At 39.4% G+C, this 17,237-nt stretch carries 12 protein-coding genes; 7 read left to right on the top strand and 5 right to left on the bottom strand.

The annotated features are described in order from the left end of the window. Positions 1 to 7: 7 nt before the first annotated feature. The 5 genes from IW15_RS13775 to IW15_RS13755 form a co-directional block, all read right to left on the bottom strand. A complete protein-coding gene (locus IW15_RS13775) occupies positions 8 to 1,018 on the bottom strand; it encodes a DUF4861 family protein (protein ID WP_228384368.1) in 1,011 nt (336 codons plus the stop codon). Between the two features lie 45 nt (positions 1,019 to 1,063). Beyond that, positions 1,064 to 2,479, bottom strand: coding sequence for a pectate lyase family protein (locus IW15_RS13770; RefSeq protein ID WP_034712286.1), 1,416 nt, complete (start codon positions 2,477 to 2,479; stop codon positions 1,064 to 1,066). A 31-nt stretch (positions 2,480 to 2,510) separates the two neighbouring features. Then, on the bottom strand, positions 2,511 to 3,524 hold the full coding sequence (locus IW15_RS13765) for a pectinesterase family protein (protein WP_034712278.1): 1,014 nt from the start codon (positions 3,522 to 3,524) through the stop codon (positions 2,511 to 2,513). Between the two features lie 84 nt (positions 3,525 to 3,608). Further along, positions 3,609 to 5,423 (bottom strand): RagB/SusD family nutrient uptake outer membrane protein, encoded by a 1,815-nt coding sequence (locus IW15_RS13760; RefSeq protein WP_051882051.1) that lies wholly within the window; start codon positions 5,421 to 5,423, stop codon positions 3,609 to 3,611. Positions 5,424 to 5,436: 13 nt separating this feature from the next. After that, on the bottom strand, positions 5,437 to 8,451 hold the full coding sequence (locus tag IW15_RS13755) for a SusC/RagA family TonB-linked outer membrane protein (RefSeq protein WP_034712274.1): 3,015 nt from the start codon (positions 8,449 to 8,451) through the stop codon (positions 5,437 to 5,439). Positions 8,452 to 9,338: 887 nt separating this feature from the next. On the opposite strand from IW15_RS13755, the gene kduI reads away from it, so the two are divergent. The 7 genes from kduI (at position 9,339) to IW15_RS13720 (ending at position 17,234) form a co-directional block, all read left to right on the top strand. Further along, a complete protein-coding gene (gene kduI / locus IW15_RS13750) occupies positions 9,339 to 10,175 on the top strand; it encodes a 5-dehydro-4-deoxy-D-glucuronate isomerase (protein WP_034712272.1) in 837 nt (278 codons plus the stop codon). A gap of 8 nt (positions 10,176 to 10,183) precedes the next feature. Further along, positions 10,184 to 10,966: a gluconate 5-dehydrogenase gene (locus tag IW15_RS13745; protein WP_034712270.1), complete on the top strand. Its 783-nt coding sequence runs from the start codon at positions 10,184 to 10,186 to the stop codon at positions 10,964 to 10,966. A gap of 18 nt (positions 10,967 to 10,984) precedes the next feature. Next, a complete protein-coding gene (gene uxaC, locus IW15_RS13740) occupies positions 10,985 to 12,382 on the top strand; it encodes a glucuronate isomerase (RefSeq protein WP_034712268.1) in 1,398 nt (465 codons plus the stop codon). A gap of 10 nt (positions 12,383 to 12,392) precedes the next feature. After that, on the top strand, positions 12,393 to 13,400 hold the full coding sequence (locus IW15_RS13735) for a sugar kinase (RefSeq protein WP_034712266.1): 1,008 nt from the start codon (positions 12,393 to 12,395) through the stop codon (positions 13,398 to 13,400). A 2-nt stretch (positions 13,401 to 13,402) separates the two neighbouring features. Beyond that, complete coding sequence (locus tag IW15_RS13730) at positions 13,403 to 14,080, top strand: bifunctional 4-hydroxy-2-oxoglutarate aldolase/2-dehydro-3-deoxy-phosphogluconate aldolase (protein WP_034712264.1); 678 nt, start codon at positions 13,403 to 13,405, stop codon at positions 14,078 to 14,080. Positions 14,081 to 14,238: 158 nt separating this feature from the next. Then, complete coding sequence (locus tag IW15_RS13725) at positions 14,239 to 15,768, top strand: MFS transporter (RefSeq protein ID WP_034712549.1); 1,530 nt, start codon at positions 14,239 to 14,241, stop codon at positions 15,766 to 15,768. A gap of 2 nt (positions 15,769 to 15,770) precedes the next feature. Further along, entirely contained in the window at positions 15,771 to 17,234 is a 1,464-nt protein-coding gene (locus IW15_RS13720) for a tagaturonate reductase (RefSeq protein WP_034712546.1), read from the top strand. Positions 17,235 to 17,237 lie beyond the last annotated feature (3 nt).

Here is a 17,237-nt window from a genome sequence, read left to right as displayed (position 1 = left end):
TTAAACTTTAAAGTTGATTATTTTTATCTAACAGATCCAGTTTTTTATCCAGATCCTGGTAAAAAGCTTCTTCGGTAGTAAGACCGTTGGGTTCCAGCGACCATGCTCCCATGAAATAATAAGAAACATTTTTAGTTTTCTTGAAAATAACGGTATGGGTGGATTTTGTTTTCACATATTTGTCGAAACTTTCGAGAGGATAGAAGACAGCCATTCCCAGGTTGTCATCTTTTTTGGTTTCCGTCTGATTTCCGTAGGTGGCGATGTAGGCCCATTTTTTATCTTTACTGATTCCCTGTTTTAAAGGAATATTTTTAATAGCTACAATGCCTGTACACAATCCGGACAGCGTATTGCTTAAGGAAAGATCTACTTTTACAAAACGGTCTTTCGGGAAAATGGTAAGTTGTGATTGAAGGTCTATTGCATTCCCCCAGGTTTTCCAGCCTTTATAATTGATGATGGCAAAAGAGCGGTCTTTTTCATTGGTTACTTTTGCGGTAGTGCTTTTTACGATTTTAAAAGTTTCCACATAGTCATTCTGTTCATCATATCTTCCGTAAGATCCTACGCCAATCGTACGACCGGATTTTAACACATCCTGTCCCCATGGGGCATCATGATGATAGGATTCAAAACCGTCCTGCCCGACATTGGGAAGAACGAGAGTATTTACTTTTTTACCGAAAATATCGGTAGCATTTCTCCAGTCCAGATAGAGTCTGTAGCCGATCTGGTTATTTTCCAGCCCGATCCCTTCATACCTGATGTAGGTTGAATGATCAGTATGTTCTTCCGGAAGCGTTAATTCCTGAATATTTTTGAAGGTTCCGCCTACATATTGATCTCCTTCCCATTTTCCACCTTCTTTTACGCTAAGTTCCGCATAGGAGAAAGAGGCTTTGGGATTTTTACGGATCTTTTCAATCACGCCTGTCTGCGCAAAAGAGACCGTTGAGCTCATGAAAGCTCCTGCAAGAACTATGGTAAAGAGATTGAGTTTCAATTTTTCTGACATACTATTTTTTTGGGATAACTGGTTAATAAGGAGTTTTCATGGTTATTAGCGTTGTCCTTCCGTTATTTTTTTTACAATATCATTCATATAGACCTCAATATTGTCGTAGTTTTTATCTAGATCTCTTCCGTTGGCATTGGCGAGGTTCGGATTTAATGCATTGTTGATTTCCCATTCGTCGGGCATTCCGTCGTGGTCTGAATCTACAATGGGCTTACCTGAATCTACCATTGGAAATCCGCCGACATCGTTCTGGGAATCGATGATTCCATTGGTGCTGCCTTTCGAACCTTTATAAGTGAAACTTCCGCTTCGGATATCTTTCAGCACATGAAGATCAACGGCATCCCTGGTAAGGCTTGCTCCCCCGAACTGCAATATCTTTTCGTAGGCCTCTTTGGCAGAATGGGTTTTTATATTGTTGTGAACCTCATGAGGCTGATTGATTTTAATTGCATTTTTCTCTGCCAGTGTAAGGTTGTAAGAAGTTTTCATCTGGTTGAAAACTCCTTCTGTCCAGTTGTCTTTTGTTACTTCAGGATTTCCTTCCATCACATTTCCGCTGATATAATATTTCCCCCAGATGTTATACACTTCCGCCTGTGGTTTTTCATTTTTATCAATGGCAACAATCCTTTGTCTGGTTGTGGTGGCAGGACCGGGTTTATAGTAATTATTGATGATATTAACGTTCATGCCTTCGCCTCCGTAGAGACTGTTGTGTCCCCAGTTATACATCACATTATTTCTGAAATCCGTAAGATCCGTCAACGCAAACTTACTACCTGCATATTCTCCCAGCCTGGGGTTTCTGCTGTCGTGATGAGCATAGATATTGTGATGAAAAGACGCGAATTTTCCTCCGGCAATTCCTCCATAGCCATGGGCTCCTTTCTGATGGAAAGAATTTCTCAGACTTTCTGCAATCACACACCATTGAAGTGTTGTGTTTTCATTCACATAAATGGAAACGGTCTCGTCTATGGACCAGCTCATCGAGCAATGATCTACCATCAGGTTTTTGATGAATCTTGCTCCTAAGGCATCTCCTTCATATTTTTTCTGGTCACCCATCCGGAATCTCATATAGCGGATGATCACATTGTCTGCAGCGACAAAAGTTTCGTAGTTGGCAACCGTAATTCCATCTCCAGGTGCAGTTTGTCCGGCAATTGTTACATCGCCTTCTTTTATTCTTAACGGAGATTGAAGATAGATAGTACCGCCGGTTGTAAAAACAATATATCGGGGACCTTTCTGATCCAAAGCATACCTCAGCGTACCTTCAGAACCGTCATCTGCTGTTTTAGTGACAAAATACACTTTTCCGCCCCTTCCCCCTGCCGTATACTGCCCAAAGCCTTCTGCTCCGGGAAAACTCAGGACGTTTTGCGCGTCTGCCAAAGTAGAAACACCACATATAATTCCCATTGTCAGTAAGTGAGTGAACGGTCTTTTCATGATTGAAAATTCTTTAGGATTGAATTTTAATTTATTTGAAACTCTTTTTCACGTTCCAGCCTTTTAAAATATTAACTGTTGTATAGTTTTTTCTTTCAGTTGGAGTCAGTTGGTGAGACCACGAAACCCTTTTTGAAATAGGAGCGCCAGCGCCTTTGGAATTATATTCAGCATACAAAGTTGTCTTTTCAGCATCCGGTTTATTCCAGTTGTGCCAACCTTCAGGTTTTATGGTTGAATTCATTTCACAGTCGATGTATACGGTCTTGGCAAAAGGTCTCCAGGGTCTTCCCAGATATACCGAATGTTCAGCGGCATTTCCTGTTATTTTACATTGAATAAAAACAAATCCAAAAGCATTATCCTGTGGAGTAGAAGCTGCTGTAACGTATGATGCGCTTTCTTTTGAGTAAATGGTACAGTTTTCAAAAACGGCAGTGCCTGCCCCGAAAATATAATCTGTTGTTCCTTCGATGTAGCAGTTTCTGAAATAATTTCTGGAAGGTTTTGTTTTATCCTGAAGGTCTTGAGTTCCTTTTAGATATAAAGTATCCTGAAATCCAAGAAATCTGCAGTTTTCAAAAGCAATCCGGTCACCCGCTGTAAGAACGGCCACTGCCTGGCCAACTTTTCCCGAACTGTTTTTAAATGAAATATTTTTTGCGGTAAAATCATTCGAAAAAATAAAAACGGTAGCAGAACCTGTAGTCCCGATTTCTTTACCGTCAGCATTCTTTTTTGAAGCGTAATCATCATAGGTAATGATGGTGTTTTCAGGGTTTTCGCCTTCCATCAGGATGGGTCCTTTTGTTTCAGAAACCGTAATTTTTTCTTGATAAATTCCGGGTTTTATAATAATTCTTGTTCTTGCTGCGGTTCCATTTTCAACGGCATCAACAGCCTGCTGTATGGTTGTAAAATTCCCTTTTCCGTCTTTCGAAACCACGATGGTTCTATCCTTGGTTTTGAAAGAAAGAAGGCTTGCCACAAACAGAATGAAAACAGGAAAAAGAATGAATTTTTTTGTAACCATAGAAGCTTTCATGACTTTGATTTTTGAGTAACATACAGACTTATCTCTGGGAAGAAGCAAGTCTGTATGATCAACTCATATGAATGTAATGTATTTCTAGTAACCGTAATCCTGGGTAAGATTATAGTTAGACTGAATGATGTCGCTGTAGATCGGCAATAATTCTCTTTTGTTAGGCTGGAAATATTGCGCAAAACCTTTTACAGGATCGCTGATGTACGTTGGAAGTACGGAAGCCCTCCATGCAATTTTTGTATATCCTGACGGCGTTGCATCCTGCGAAGGATTGTAAAATACTTCTGTTTTATCGGCTCCTGAATAATAAATATCGATGGCGCTGATATTCTGTTGTGCTGTTTTGGAAGGATCATAAACCGATTTTTTATAATACAGATTCAGAGGTGCATTGGCATAGGCTCCGGTTCCGTTCATAAAATCAGTCATTTTCTGTCTGCTCTCAAGGATTTTAGTATTCAGTAAATTCCAACGGATAAGGTCATATTTTCTGATCCCTTCTGCTCCTAACTCCAATAATCTTTCTTTAACGATAGCATTGAAAAATCCTACTTTGTCCGTAGGAATCGTTCCTACCTGACCTAAGTTTCCTGTATAGGCTCTGTTTCTTACCAGTTTTAATGCATTTACAGCGTCTGATGAAGGAGATCCGTTCAGTTCGTTATCAGCTTCAGCAAACATCAGCATAACATCGGAAACACGGATCATTGGCCAGTCTACCGCAAGATTTTGAGAAGGCCCCGTGATATTCGTCCATGATTTTCTGAACTTGGAATCCGTAAATGAAATAGCAGTTACCAATTCTGCCTGATTGGTATTATTTACCTTGAAAATTCCCACATTCATGTCTCTTCTCAGGTCATATTTACTGAATTCATAGAAATAGATCGGTAGTGCATTGATTCCGCCGCCGCCTTTCCATGAAGAATTATCGTCATGTTTCAATCCGTTGTAATATCCTATTTTACTGTCTGTTCTTGCATTTCCTCCGAAAGCTCCAACCGCAAAAATAACTTCATTGGTGGCATCCTGAGTATTGGTATGCAGCGCTCTGAAAACATTTTCATAGCTTGGATTCAGGCTGTGTTCTCCCGGATGGTTCATGATGTCTTTACATTCATCATAAGCAATCTGATAATATTTTTGAGGATTAGTTCCCTGTACCATAAGCTGTGGGTTTCTTCTCAATGAATATCCTGCTCTTGCCAAAGCAATTCTGGCTCTAAGACCTTTTACGGCACCTTTAGATAATCTTGCAGCCGTAGTACCGCCTTCTGATCTCCATGGAACTAATGTGGCTGCTTTTTCAAGATCGGCAAGAATTTTTTCATAGATCACATCGCGGTCTGTTTTAGCAAGGTATAACGTTTCCATATCCGCAGAGGGGATGTCCTGGAAAGGAATATCACCCCAGTTTCTGATCAGTTCATAATAGAACTGTGCTCTTAATGTCAGAGCTTCTCCCAGAAAACGGTCCATTAATTTTTTCTCATCTGCAGAACCCTTTTGGTATACCGGTGAGAGTGGAATATTTTTAATGCAGAGATTCGCCCGTTCAATTCCCGAATAGAGTTTCAGAAACGGCTTATTAAGCTCCGTGTTTGTAGAACATGAACCGAAGGTGGCGATTCCTCTTCTGTCGTTACAGTTGAAATCTCCTGAAGTTCTGAAATCATCCGAAGAGTGAGGATAGATCAGAGAAAGTCTCTGTCCATAGCCATCATCACCGGCAAGCTGGCTATACACCCCTACCAAAGCGGTGAAAGTATCTGCGGTACTGTCGAATTGCTGCGCTTCAGATACACTCGAAAGATTTTCGGGTTCTAAAAAGTCATTACAAGAAGTAAATGTTAATGACGAAATGATGCAGCTTACAATAATTATCGATTTTTTCATTTTCATTGTTTCATTAAAAGGTTATATCAATACCTGTCAAAATAAATCTGCTTCTTGGATAAGCAGCATAGTCTACTCCCGGAGTTAAAGGATTTCTTCGGGTACTTGCTTCCGGATCATAACCGGAATATCCTGTGATGGTAAATACATTGTTTACCGTAGCGTATATTCTTAAATTCTTAATGAATGCACTTTCCAGTGCACCTTTAGGAAGCGTATATCCTATAGTTACGTTGTTAAGCCTAAGGAAAGATCCGTCTTCAATCGCATAAGAATGAAGGATATAATTTCCTGATGGGGGAGTCCACATGGTCGTGTTGGCATTTAATGCAGCTAATGCAGTAGGATCAGTCACTTTTACCCCATTATTATCAAACCATTTCCAACGGTTGGCAACATCCGCAGACATGTTATTATCTCTGTATAAATACTGAGTGGTAAACTCAGATTTGTTCGCATTATACACTTTGCTGCCTACCGAGAAATTGAAGAATAAACTCATATCCCAGTTCTTCAATCGGAACGTCTGGCTGAATCCACCATAGAATTTCGGTTGTGCACTTCCCAGTTCCGTCTGATCCGCTGCGGTGATTTGTCCGTCACCGTTGAGGTCTTTCAGTTTCAGGTCTCCCGGCTGTACTGCTTTTGATCCCAAGGCTATAGCGCTGCTGCTAGGAACTCCGGATTTCAGGGTATACGCCTGTGTTGCAGGGTTAAAATCGAAATCTCCGATCTCATACCTTCCTTCCGTTACATATCCGTAATATGTTCCTACCGGGCTTCCTACTTTAGCAATAAAGTCATAAAGATTATTCACCCATCCTGAAGCAACCAGGTAAGAATTTGAATTGGCGGCCAGATTTCCGCCCAGACTCATAATTTTATTTCTGTTGGCAGAAATATTGAAATCTGCTTTCCATGAGAAGTTTTCTCTGTTAAAGATGATTCCTCCCAATGTTACTTCAATCCCTTTATTTTGAGTTTTTCCTGTATTCTGAAACTGAGTTTCGTATCCGGAAGTCTGAGGAATTTTAGCCAATACCAAAAGATCTTTTGTATCGGTGATATACGCATCTACACTACCGTATAATCTTCCATTGAAAAATCCGAAATCAATCCCTGCGTTTTTAGAAACCGTAGCTTCCCATTTTACCCGCGGGTTTTCAGCAATATTTCCGGTAGTGGCACCAGGTGTTACCCCGCTTCCGAAAGTATATCCGTAATCGGTAGAAGTCGTAAAGAACGTGTCATGCAAATAAGCCGTGATTCTGTTGTTTCCGGCTAAACCATATCCGAAACGAAGTTTAAGCTCATCCAGCCATTCCTTGTCTTTAAGGAAATTTTCCTGTTTCATTTTCCATGCTAATGAAAACGCCGGGAAGGTTCCATATCTGTTTTCCTTACCGAATACATTAGACCCGTCTTGTCGTATAGAAGCGGTTATTACATATTTATTCGCAAAAACATAATTGGCTCTTCCAAAGAAAGAAACCAGTCTGTCCGGTGGTAATACCAAAGTTCTGGGGGCATCCTGAATCATTCCTGTAGGAGGTACTGCAGACTGTATGCTTGCAAATGCTTCGTTGGGAAGGATAGAAGAAGGAAGCCATTTTACATAGGTGTTGGAAGATTCTCCATCTGTTTGTACCGTTTCCTGGCCGATCATTAAGTCCAGCTTATGATTCCCGAATTTTTTATTATAATTTAAAGTATTACTGTTCGTAATTCTTCTCGTCTGTTGTCTTGTCAATTGCACAATCGGCTGATTGTTGTTTGCTCTGGCATCGCTGGTTACCGTTCCCCAGAATTGGTTGACTGCATTATCTTTCTGTACATATCCTACAACACTCCGGAAAGTTAAATCTTTCGTGATGTTATAATTCAGGTATGCATTTAATAATAAATCGTTGGTTCTGTTTTGTCTGATCTCATTATCATTTAAGATTAATGGATTGACAAGGTTGGTAAGAGTAGCGTAGTTTGGATCGAAATCATCTACAGGAACGTTACTTCCCCCTTCAAAAGGCTGATACCGTACCGCATTTCTCAATCTGTTGGTCCCTTGCGAACCGCTTGCAGAAGTTCCTGCACCGTCAATCAGCTGTCGGCTGTATCTTGCGTTGAATCCTACTTTTAATTTTTTGCTGACGTCATAATCATATTTGAAGTTGGCCATACTTCTTCTGAAACCGGAATTCAGCATGATCCCGTCTTCTTCAACGTGGTTTAGGGACAAAGAGAATGCAGATTTTTCAGATCCTCCCATGATGTTGACATTATGGGTAAAGTTAAAAGCCTCCTGACCGAAAAGTTCTTTCTGCCAGTCTCTTTTCTTAATATTTCCGTATTTATCTGCCAGTTCGCTGAAACTTCCGTATCGCGTCTGAAAAGCAGTCTGATCCTCTAAAATACCATTTTTATTGTACAGTTCATACTGATACATGACAAACTCATAAGGATCCAGAACAGGAATGGTGTTGGTAATTTTTCTTACCCCGGTATATCCGCTGTAGTTAATCGAAGTAGCAGCTTTTTTGCGGCCTCCTTTCGTAGTGATCAAAACCACTCCATTGGCACCTCTTGCTCCATAGATGGAAGTAGAGGAAGCATCTTTCAAGACTTCAATAGATTCGATTTCTTTGGGAGAAAGGATAGAAAGAGCGTTATCCATCTGGATTCCGTCTACAATATAAAGAGGGGAGTTGCTCTGCGTGATGGAAGTACCACCTCTTATCTTGATATCTACTTCAGCTCCGGGCGCCCCTTCACTGGCCATGACCTGTACACCGGCCACTCTTCCCTGGATTGCTTCTGCTGCATTGTTTACAGGCATGTCTTTCATTGCTTCAGCCTTTACAGAACCTACTGCATTGGTGAGATCAGCTTTAGAAACTTTTGAATAACCTACCAAAACCACTTCGTCGATCTTGGATTCTTTTTCTTTATTCTTTTCTTGAGCCATACCAAGGACAGGAAGTAGAAAGACCGTTACATATAACCACTTTATTGATTGTACTCTTTTATCCATTATGATATCCTTATAGTTTTAGTTATGGGTTGAAATCTTCTTTTCAATCTCTTTTTGTTTTTTGTGGATTTTTGGTAAGTATTCTATTCTTTATTAGTGGTCAATATTTTGGAAAGAGCTACGCTTTTTATTGTGCAATCGATTGCGTAATTTTTCACGATAAAATATCTTGGCTCCTAAACTAATATTATTTTCCAATATGCAAAGAAAAAAATATTATTTTTTCATTAATTTGACTGTTTAAATTATTAAAATAAGCAAAATATAGGGTAGAGTGTTTTAATTAAATAATTATAAATCAATTATTTATAACTGATTTTTTTATTGTTGATTGAGAAATAAGAAATGCTAATTTTTTTAATGTTTAGTATTTTAAAACTTAAAATTTTATTAAAAAATCACTAATTTCAAGTGTTAAAAAATCCCCAAATTGATCACTGAGAATTAAATTTTGAGAGATTTCCTGATTTTTATCATCTTTTTCTTTCTCAATTTTGATTCGTATTTTTTAAATGATAACGATTAATCTTAATAGGTATCATATATATGTATAAATTAAGTTATTATTATCGATATCTTATCTCATGCTTAACTTTTATTTTGGCATGATTTTATTTTAAAAGACACCGCTCAGTATCATTTTAAGGGAACGAAAATGAAGGGAATGGATCACAAAAGTTTCTGTTTATGAATTAAATTTTAAATTTATTTAATTGTAAATCAGTATTTTAAAAATTAAAATTAATTTTTTGTTAACCAATTAAATAATAATTATATATTTATCCACAAGTATTTCTAACATTTTTTAGTGTAATTTAATGCAATCGATTACGCAATGTTTAACGGTTTTGAGAAACCATCAAAAGTAAAAGTATAAAACCCAGAGTATGACACCATCAGAATTTCGATACGCCCATCATCCCGAAGATGCCAAAAAATATACCACTGAAGATCTTAGGAGGGAGTTTCTAATCGATGATCTATTTAATGAAGATAAGATCAAGCTCGTATATTCTATGTATGACAGGCTTATTGTAGGCGGCATTATGCCCTCATCAAAAGCTTTGAAACTGGAACCTACAGATGATCTGAAGGCAGCTTATTTTCTGGAACGCAGGGAATTGGGAATTATCAATGTCGGCGGTGCAGGAAAAATTACGGTAGATGGCGAAGTATATGAGCTCGGAAATAAAGAAGCTTTGTATATAGGAAAAGGAGTACAGGAAGTGATATTTGAAAAAACAGGGGAAGAACAGCCTTATTTTTATATCAATTCTGCTCCCGCACACCACACGTACCCTACAAAGAAAATCACAAAAAGTGAAGCCGAAATTGTAGAACTGGGCGAGGAGAAATATGCCAACAGGCGTACCATCAACAAACTGATAGTGAACAGCGTGCTGGAAACCTGCCAGCTGCAGATGGGAATGACCGAACTGCATCCGGGAAGCGTCTGGAACACCATGCCGGCGCACACCCACACGAGAAGAATGGAAGCCTATTTCTATTTTGATCTTGAAGAAGGACAGACGATCAGTCACTTTTTAGGGCAGCCACAGGAAACCCGTCATATTTTCCTGAAAAACAGAGAAGCCGTTCTCTCTCCGGAATGGTCAATTCACTCAGGAGTAGGAACCTCCAATTATACTTTTATCTGGGGAATGGCCGGAGAAAATATGGACTACGGTGATATGGATGGTATCAAAACTAACGAACTAAAGTAATTTTTCTCATGAATTTATTTGATTTATCCGGTAAAGTAGCCGTTGTAACCGGCGGAACTCACGGATTAGGAATGGCTATGGCTGAAGGCCTTGCCGCCGCAGGTGCTGAACTGGCAATTACAAGTACCACCCCATCTAAGCTGGATCAGGCATTAGACTATTATCATGAAAAAGGATACAAAGCCACAGGCTATCTTTTTGATGTAACGGACGAACTTGAAGCAGCCCAGAAAGTAGCCCTGATGGAAGCCACTCATGGAAAAATAGACATTCTGGTCAACAATGCGGGAATCATCAAACGGGTTCCGGCGATCGAGATGGAAATAGAAGACTTTAGAAAAGTAATCGATGTAGATCTTACCGGTCCTTTTATCATGTCGAAATTAGTCGGCAAACATATGATCAAAAGAAGATCCGGGAAGATTATTAATATCTGTTCCATGATGAGTGAGCTTGGCCGTGATAATGTAGTCGCGTATGCTTCTGCAAAAGGCGGACTTAAAATGCTTACGAAAAATCTGGCAACAGAATGGGCTAAACATAATATTCAGGTGAACGGAATCGGTCCCGGATATTTTGCGACCTCCCAAACAGAACCAATCAGGGTGGATGGACATCCATTCAACGATTTTATCATCAGCAGAACCCCGGAAGGAAGATGGGGAAACCCCGAAGATCTTGCAGGAACCGCTATTTTCTTAGCCTCCGATGCAAGCAGATTTATTAACGGACAGATTATATATGTGGACGGCGGTATTCTGGCAACGATAGGGAAACCTGCTAATGAGTAACAAAAGAATTAAACTAGAATGAAATCCTTTATAACAGATCAATTTTTACTACAAAATAAATACGCTGAAGAACTCTATTTTAACTTCGCGGAAAAACAACCGATCATTGATTATCATAATCACCTGATCCCTAAAGATATTGCTGAAGATACGGTATTTGGGAACATCTCTAAAGTATGGATTGCAGGCGATCATTACAAATGGCGGGCTATGCGTACGCTGGGAGTGAATGAAAAATTCATAACAGGAGATGCTTCAGATAAAGAAAAATTCGAGGCCTGGGCAAAAACTGTTCCTTATACCTTGAGGAATCCTTTATACCACTGGACCCATCTGGAACTGAAAAGGTATTTTGGGATCGATGAACTGCTTAACGAAAATAATGCAGGGGAAATTTACGAGAACATCACGGCTCAGCTGCAGACTCCGGAAAAATCAACAAGAGGATTGCTGAAAATGATGAATGTAGAATCTTTATGTACTACAGAAGATCCTACCGATATTTTAAATTACCATCAGGAAATCGCAAAAAGTGATTTCAATATTAAAGTGAGTACGGCGTTCCGTCCGGATAAAGCAATCCTGATTGAGAATCACAATTTCGCTGACTATATTTCCAAATTAGGAGAATCGGCAGGAATTGAAATTAACTCTTACCAAACATTGTGTGATGCGTTAATCAAAAGAATTGAATATTTCCACGAAAACGGTTGCAGACTTTGTGACCACGGATTGAATAATATTTCTTTTGAAGAAGCTTCAAATGCTGAAGTAAGTGCTATCTTTAATGATAAATTAGCGGGTAAAGTAATTGCTGAAAAGCAGGTTAACCAATTTAAAACCGCCATTTTGTTATTCTTAGGAGAAATCTACCACAAGTTTGGATGGGTTCAGCAGTTCCATTTGGGAGCACTGAGAAATAATAATGAGCGTATGCACCAGATTTTAGGACCCGATACAGGATGGGATTCTATCGGTGATTTTGTACAGGCTGAAACGCTTTCCAGATTTTTAAATAGCCTGGATGGAAAAGATAAATTAACAAAAACCATTTTATATAATCTAAATCCGGCAGACAATGAAATATTCGCGACCATGATCGGGAATTTCAATGACGGAAGTGTGAAAGGAAAAGTACAGTTTGGTTCCGGATGGTGGTTCCTGGATCAGAAAGACGGAATGATCAAACAGATGAATGCACTTTCCAATATGGGACTGATCAGCTGTTTCGTAGGAATGCTTACCGATTCCAGAAGTTTTCTTTCTTTTCCAAGACATGAGTATTTCAGAAGAGTGCTGTGTAATCTTTTCGGAGAAGAAATGAAGAAAGGCGAACTGCCTGATGATATTGAACTGATAGGAAGAACAGTCTCTGATATCTGCTATCATAATGCAAAAAATTATTTTGACTTTTAATTAATAACATATGGGCAGTAGAATAGTCACTTTCGGAGAAGTCATTATGAGGCTTTCGCCTCCCGGAAATAAAACAATGAGACAAAGCCACGAAATGGAATTCTTTTTCGGAGGTACAGAACTTAATGTGGCCTCTTCGCTCGCAGTGATGAACTGTGAGGTAAGGCACATAAGCAATGTTTCAGATGATTTTGTAGGTGAATCCGCCGTTTCTTTCATGAAAAGTGTAGGAATTGATACATCTTTCATCAATAAAACAGAACATCCTCTGGGATTATACTTTCTTGAAGTGGGTTCATCCGTCCGTGCGAGCAGAATTGCCTATAATAGACTGAACGGTTCTTTTGCCAATATAAAAACTGAGCAGGTGGACTGGGAAAAAGCGCTGGAAGGCTGTGAATATTTTCACTGGACCGGAATAAGCCCGGGAATTTCAGAAAGTGCCTATGAAACCTTAAAAGAAGGTTTGCAGACTGCCCGAAAGATGGGAATTCATATCACGACGGATCCTGCGTACCGTTCCAATCTTTGGAAATACGGAAAAAGCGGAAACGAAATATTAAAAGAGCTGGTTTCCTATTCTACTATTTTCATTGGCGGTGTTAATGAGATCAATGAAATTTTAGGAACTCAGTTTTCATCAGATCAGGAAGGCTTTATAGAAGCCTGTACAATATTACAACAACAAATTCCTTCGATTCATAAAGTTTTCGACAAAATAAGAATTGGCGTTAATGCAAGTTCCCAGCAGACGCAGGGGAGAGCCTGGGTTAATGATACATTCTTTGAAACCGACTTGCTTGAAGTGAATCCCGTGGTCGACAGAATCGGGACCGGAGATGCTTTTGCAGCGGGTCTTATTTACGGACTGCTGCATTTTGATGACGAAAAAGCATTGAAATTTGCCAATGCGGCGTGTGCGATCAAGCACACCATTTTAGGAGACATCAATTACTGCAGTGCCGAAGACATTATGGAAGTAATGAACGGAAATTCAGGAGGAAGAATAAAAAGATAATTATGGCAAGATTTACCCGTATAGAAGTTGCATTAAAAGCAAAAGAAACAGGGATCGTTCCCGTGTTTTATCACGCTGATGCGCAAGTGAGCAAAAAGATTGTAAAAGCCTGTTATGATGGCGGCGCCCGTGTTTTCGAATTTACCAACAGAGGAGAATATGCCCACGAAGTTTTTACCGAGCTGACGAAATATGCGGCTAAGGAACTTCCTGAAATGATGTTGGGAGTAGGATCCGTAGTAGATGCAGGAACGGCTTCATTATACATTCAAAACGGAACGAATTTTATCGTTTCACCTTTATTGAATGCAGATATGGCTAAAGTCTGCAACAGAAGAAAAATCTCATGGATGCCGGGCTGTGGTTCCGTTTCAGAAATTTCTTACGCCGAAGAATTGGGTGCTGAAATTGTAAAAATATTTCCTGCTTCCCAGGTAGGCGGACCGGAATTCATCAAAGCGGTAAAAGGTCCTATGCCATGGTCCAATATTATGCCTACAGGCGGCGTACTTCCCACAAAAGATAATCTCTCTCAGTGGATTGCTGCCGGGGCTTTTTGTGTAGGATTGGGATCGCAGCTGTTTGTGAAAAATGAAAACGGGGAATATGATTACGAAAAAATTACAGAGACTGTAGCGAATTCAATTCAAATTATTAAAGAATTAAGGGAGTCGTTATAACCTGAAACTTACATGTAAAATCTGGTTTAACTACTCAGGTTTCAAATAAAAATGATTTCTACAATTAATAAATCCTTGCTGAAAACGGCATGGAAAGGAGATTTTTTGCTCTCTTTTGTTTCAAAATCAATAAAAAATCAATACTATTAAAGATTGGTATGAATAAAAATATATCCCCGAAACCGACTCACTTCAGATGGACGATATGCGCATTGCTATTCATCGCTACGACCATCAATTATATGGACCGGCAGGTGCTTTCATTAACCTGGAAGGATTTCATCGCACCCGAGTTTCATTGGAATAATAACGATTATGGAAACATCACCGCATTATTCTCAATATTTTATGCGATAAGCATGCTCTTTGCGGGGAAATTCGTGGACTGGATGGATACCAAAAAAGGATTCCTCTGGGCTATTGCAATTTGGTCTGTGGGAGCAGTTTTACACGCTTTCTGTGGTATTGCCACTGCGGGAGTCCTTACCGGAAACTGGATGGTAGGCTTCCATGAATCTAAGGAACTGATCGGTAAAGTGGATAACGTCTCTATGGTGATCAGTACCAGCGTTACCTTATTCATTTTCGCCCGTTTCGTGCTGGCAGTTGGGGAGGCAGGAAACTTTCCGGCAGCCATTAAAACAACGGCAGAATATTTTCCTAAAAAAGACAGAGCGTTTGCCACGAGTATTTTCAATGCAGGAGCTACGGTTGGGGCATTGGCAGCACCGTTAACGATTCCTTTCATTGCCAAATCTATGGGATGGGAATGGGCTTTCATTATTATTGGGGCATTAGGATTTGTCTGGATGGGACTTTGGGTATTTTATTATAAAAAACCGCATGATCATCATAAAGTAAATACCCACGAATTAGAATATATCCAGCAGGATCAGGATGATCTGCCCAATACAGATTCCAGTATTCCTGAAAAGAAATTCACTTTTAAAGAATGTTTCAGCTACAGACAGACCTGGGCTTTTGCTTTTGGAAAATTTATGACAGACGGAATCTGGTGGTTTTTCTTATTCTGGACTCCGGCTTATTTAAGTTCGGTATACAAAATGGACAGTACGCAAAGTGCACTTCCTTTATTCGTTCTGTATATGATTACGCTGCTTTCGATTATAGGAGGCTGGCTTCCTAAATATTTTGTAGAAAAAAAAGGCATGAATGCTTATTCAGGAAGGATGAAAGCCATGCTGATCTTCGCATTTTTTCCACTGCTGGCACTTTTAGCACAGCCTTTAGGATCTATTACCTATTGGATTCCTGTTTTAATTATAGGGATTGCCGGGGCAGCGCATCAGGCGTGGTCTGCTAACATCTTTTCGACGGTTGGCGACATGTTTCCTAAAAAAGCAATTGCGACCATTACCGGAATTGGCGGAATGGCCGGAGGAATCGGTTCATTTTTAATCAATAAATCATCAGGAGTATTGTTTGATCATGCCCATAAAGCATGGACAACTGTTGATGGGACTCCCTTGCTGGAAAAATATCCAGAATATATCAACGAACGCCTGCCGGAAGGTTTTTTTGAAAAGCTGGAACAGTCGGGGGCCGTAATTTCAGATGGAATTGATAAAGGATATATGATTATTTTTTCAGTATGTGCAGTAGCCTATCTTATCGCATGGAGCGTAATGAAATCATTGGTTCCAAAATATAAAGTTATCAATAAATAATGATGGAAAATCAGATAAAACAAAAATTAAACCGTGAACTAAGCGGTTCTCAGGAGAAACTACCCATTAAAATTGTACAATTTGGAGGCGGAAATTTCATGAGAGGATTTACGGATTATGTCATTGACAGATTAAATAAAGAAGTGGGGTTTAATGCCGGAATTGTCAATGTACAGCCTACACCGGGAGGTTCCGTTCATAAACTGGAGGAACAGGATAACTTGTATACGCTTTTTTCAAGGGGAATAAAAAAAGGGGAAATCATCGACGAAAAAAGAATGATCTCAGCAATCCAGAAATCCATTAACCCTTATACGGATTATAACGAATTTCTGGCATTGGCTAAAGAAGAAGACCTTGAGTTTATTTTTTCCAATACCACAGAAACGGGAATCGTTTACGATGAAACTGAAAACACTTATACAGGTCCACACAAAAATTTCCCAGCCAAGCTAACGGTTTTGCTGCATGAAAGATTTAAAAATTTTGCGGGAGCACAAGATAAAGGAATAAAAATCATTCCCTGTGAGCTTATTGAAGATAATGCTTTTGCATTAAAAGCGATTATCCTGAAATATGCATCCCTTTGGAATCTGGGAGAAGATTTTATCCAGTGGATTGAAACTGCCAATCAGTTTCACAATACATTGGTGGATAGAATTGTTCCCGGTTATCCTAAAGAGGATAGCGCGCAGTATGAAGATCAGCTCGATTATGAAGACCAGATGATGGTTGTTTCGGAAGTATTTTTACTTTGGGTGATTCAGGATGCTGGAAATCTGAAAGAAAGAATCCCTTTCCACAAGATCAATGAACAGATTTTAGTGGTTGATGATATTCAGCCTTACCGTTTAAGAAAAGTCAGAATTTTAAATGGCGGTCATACCCTGATGCTGGCGCCTGCGATTCTGTCCGGAAAAGAAACGGTGAAAGAATCCATCGATGATCAGTTTATCGGTACCTTTTTAAAGGAAACTATTTTTAATGAAGTCAATCAGACTCTGGGTCTGGATGAAGAAGAACTGAAAGACTTTGCTGAAGAAGTTTTCGACAGATTCAGAAACCCGTTCATCAAACATTATCAGGCAAGCATTGCTTTATATTTTGTTTCTAAATTTAAAGTGAGAATTCTACCCAGCCTGTTAACCTATGTTGAAATAAATAACAAGCTGCCATTGAATCTTACATTTTCACTGGCGTGCTTAATCAGATTTTATCAGGGAAGTGTAGGGGATAAACCATTACCTCTGAATGACGAAGAATCCATTGTGAACAGATTCAAAGAAATCTGGAAACATGAAGACTACGGAAAAGTAGCTGAACTTGCATTAGCTGAAACCAGTTTCTGGGATACAGACCTTACGCAGGTTCCGGGATTGACCGACGCTGTTTCAAATGCATTATCTGAAATTGATCAGCATGATGTGGAAACGGCTTACCATAATTTTATTCAATTCAATTCTTAAGAA

The sequence above is a fragment of the Chryseobacterium soli genome (assembly GCF_000737705.1).
GTDB lineage: Bacteria > Bacteroidota > Bacteroidia > Flavobacteriales > Weeksellaceae > Chryseobacterium > Chryseobacterium soli.
The sequence above is the reverse complement of the archived record's forward strand: the minus strand, read 5'-3'. Positions and strand labels throughout refer to the sequence as shown.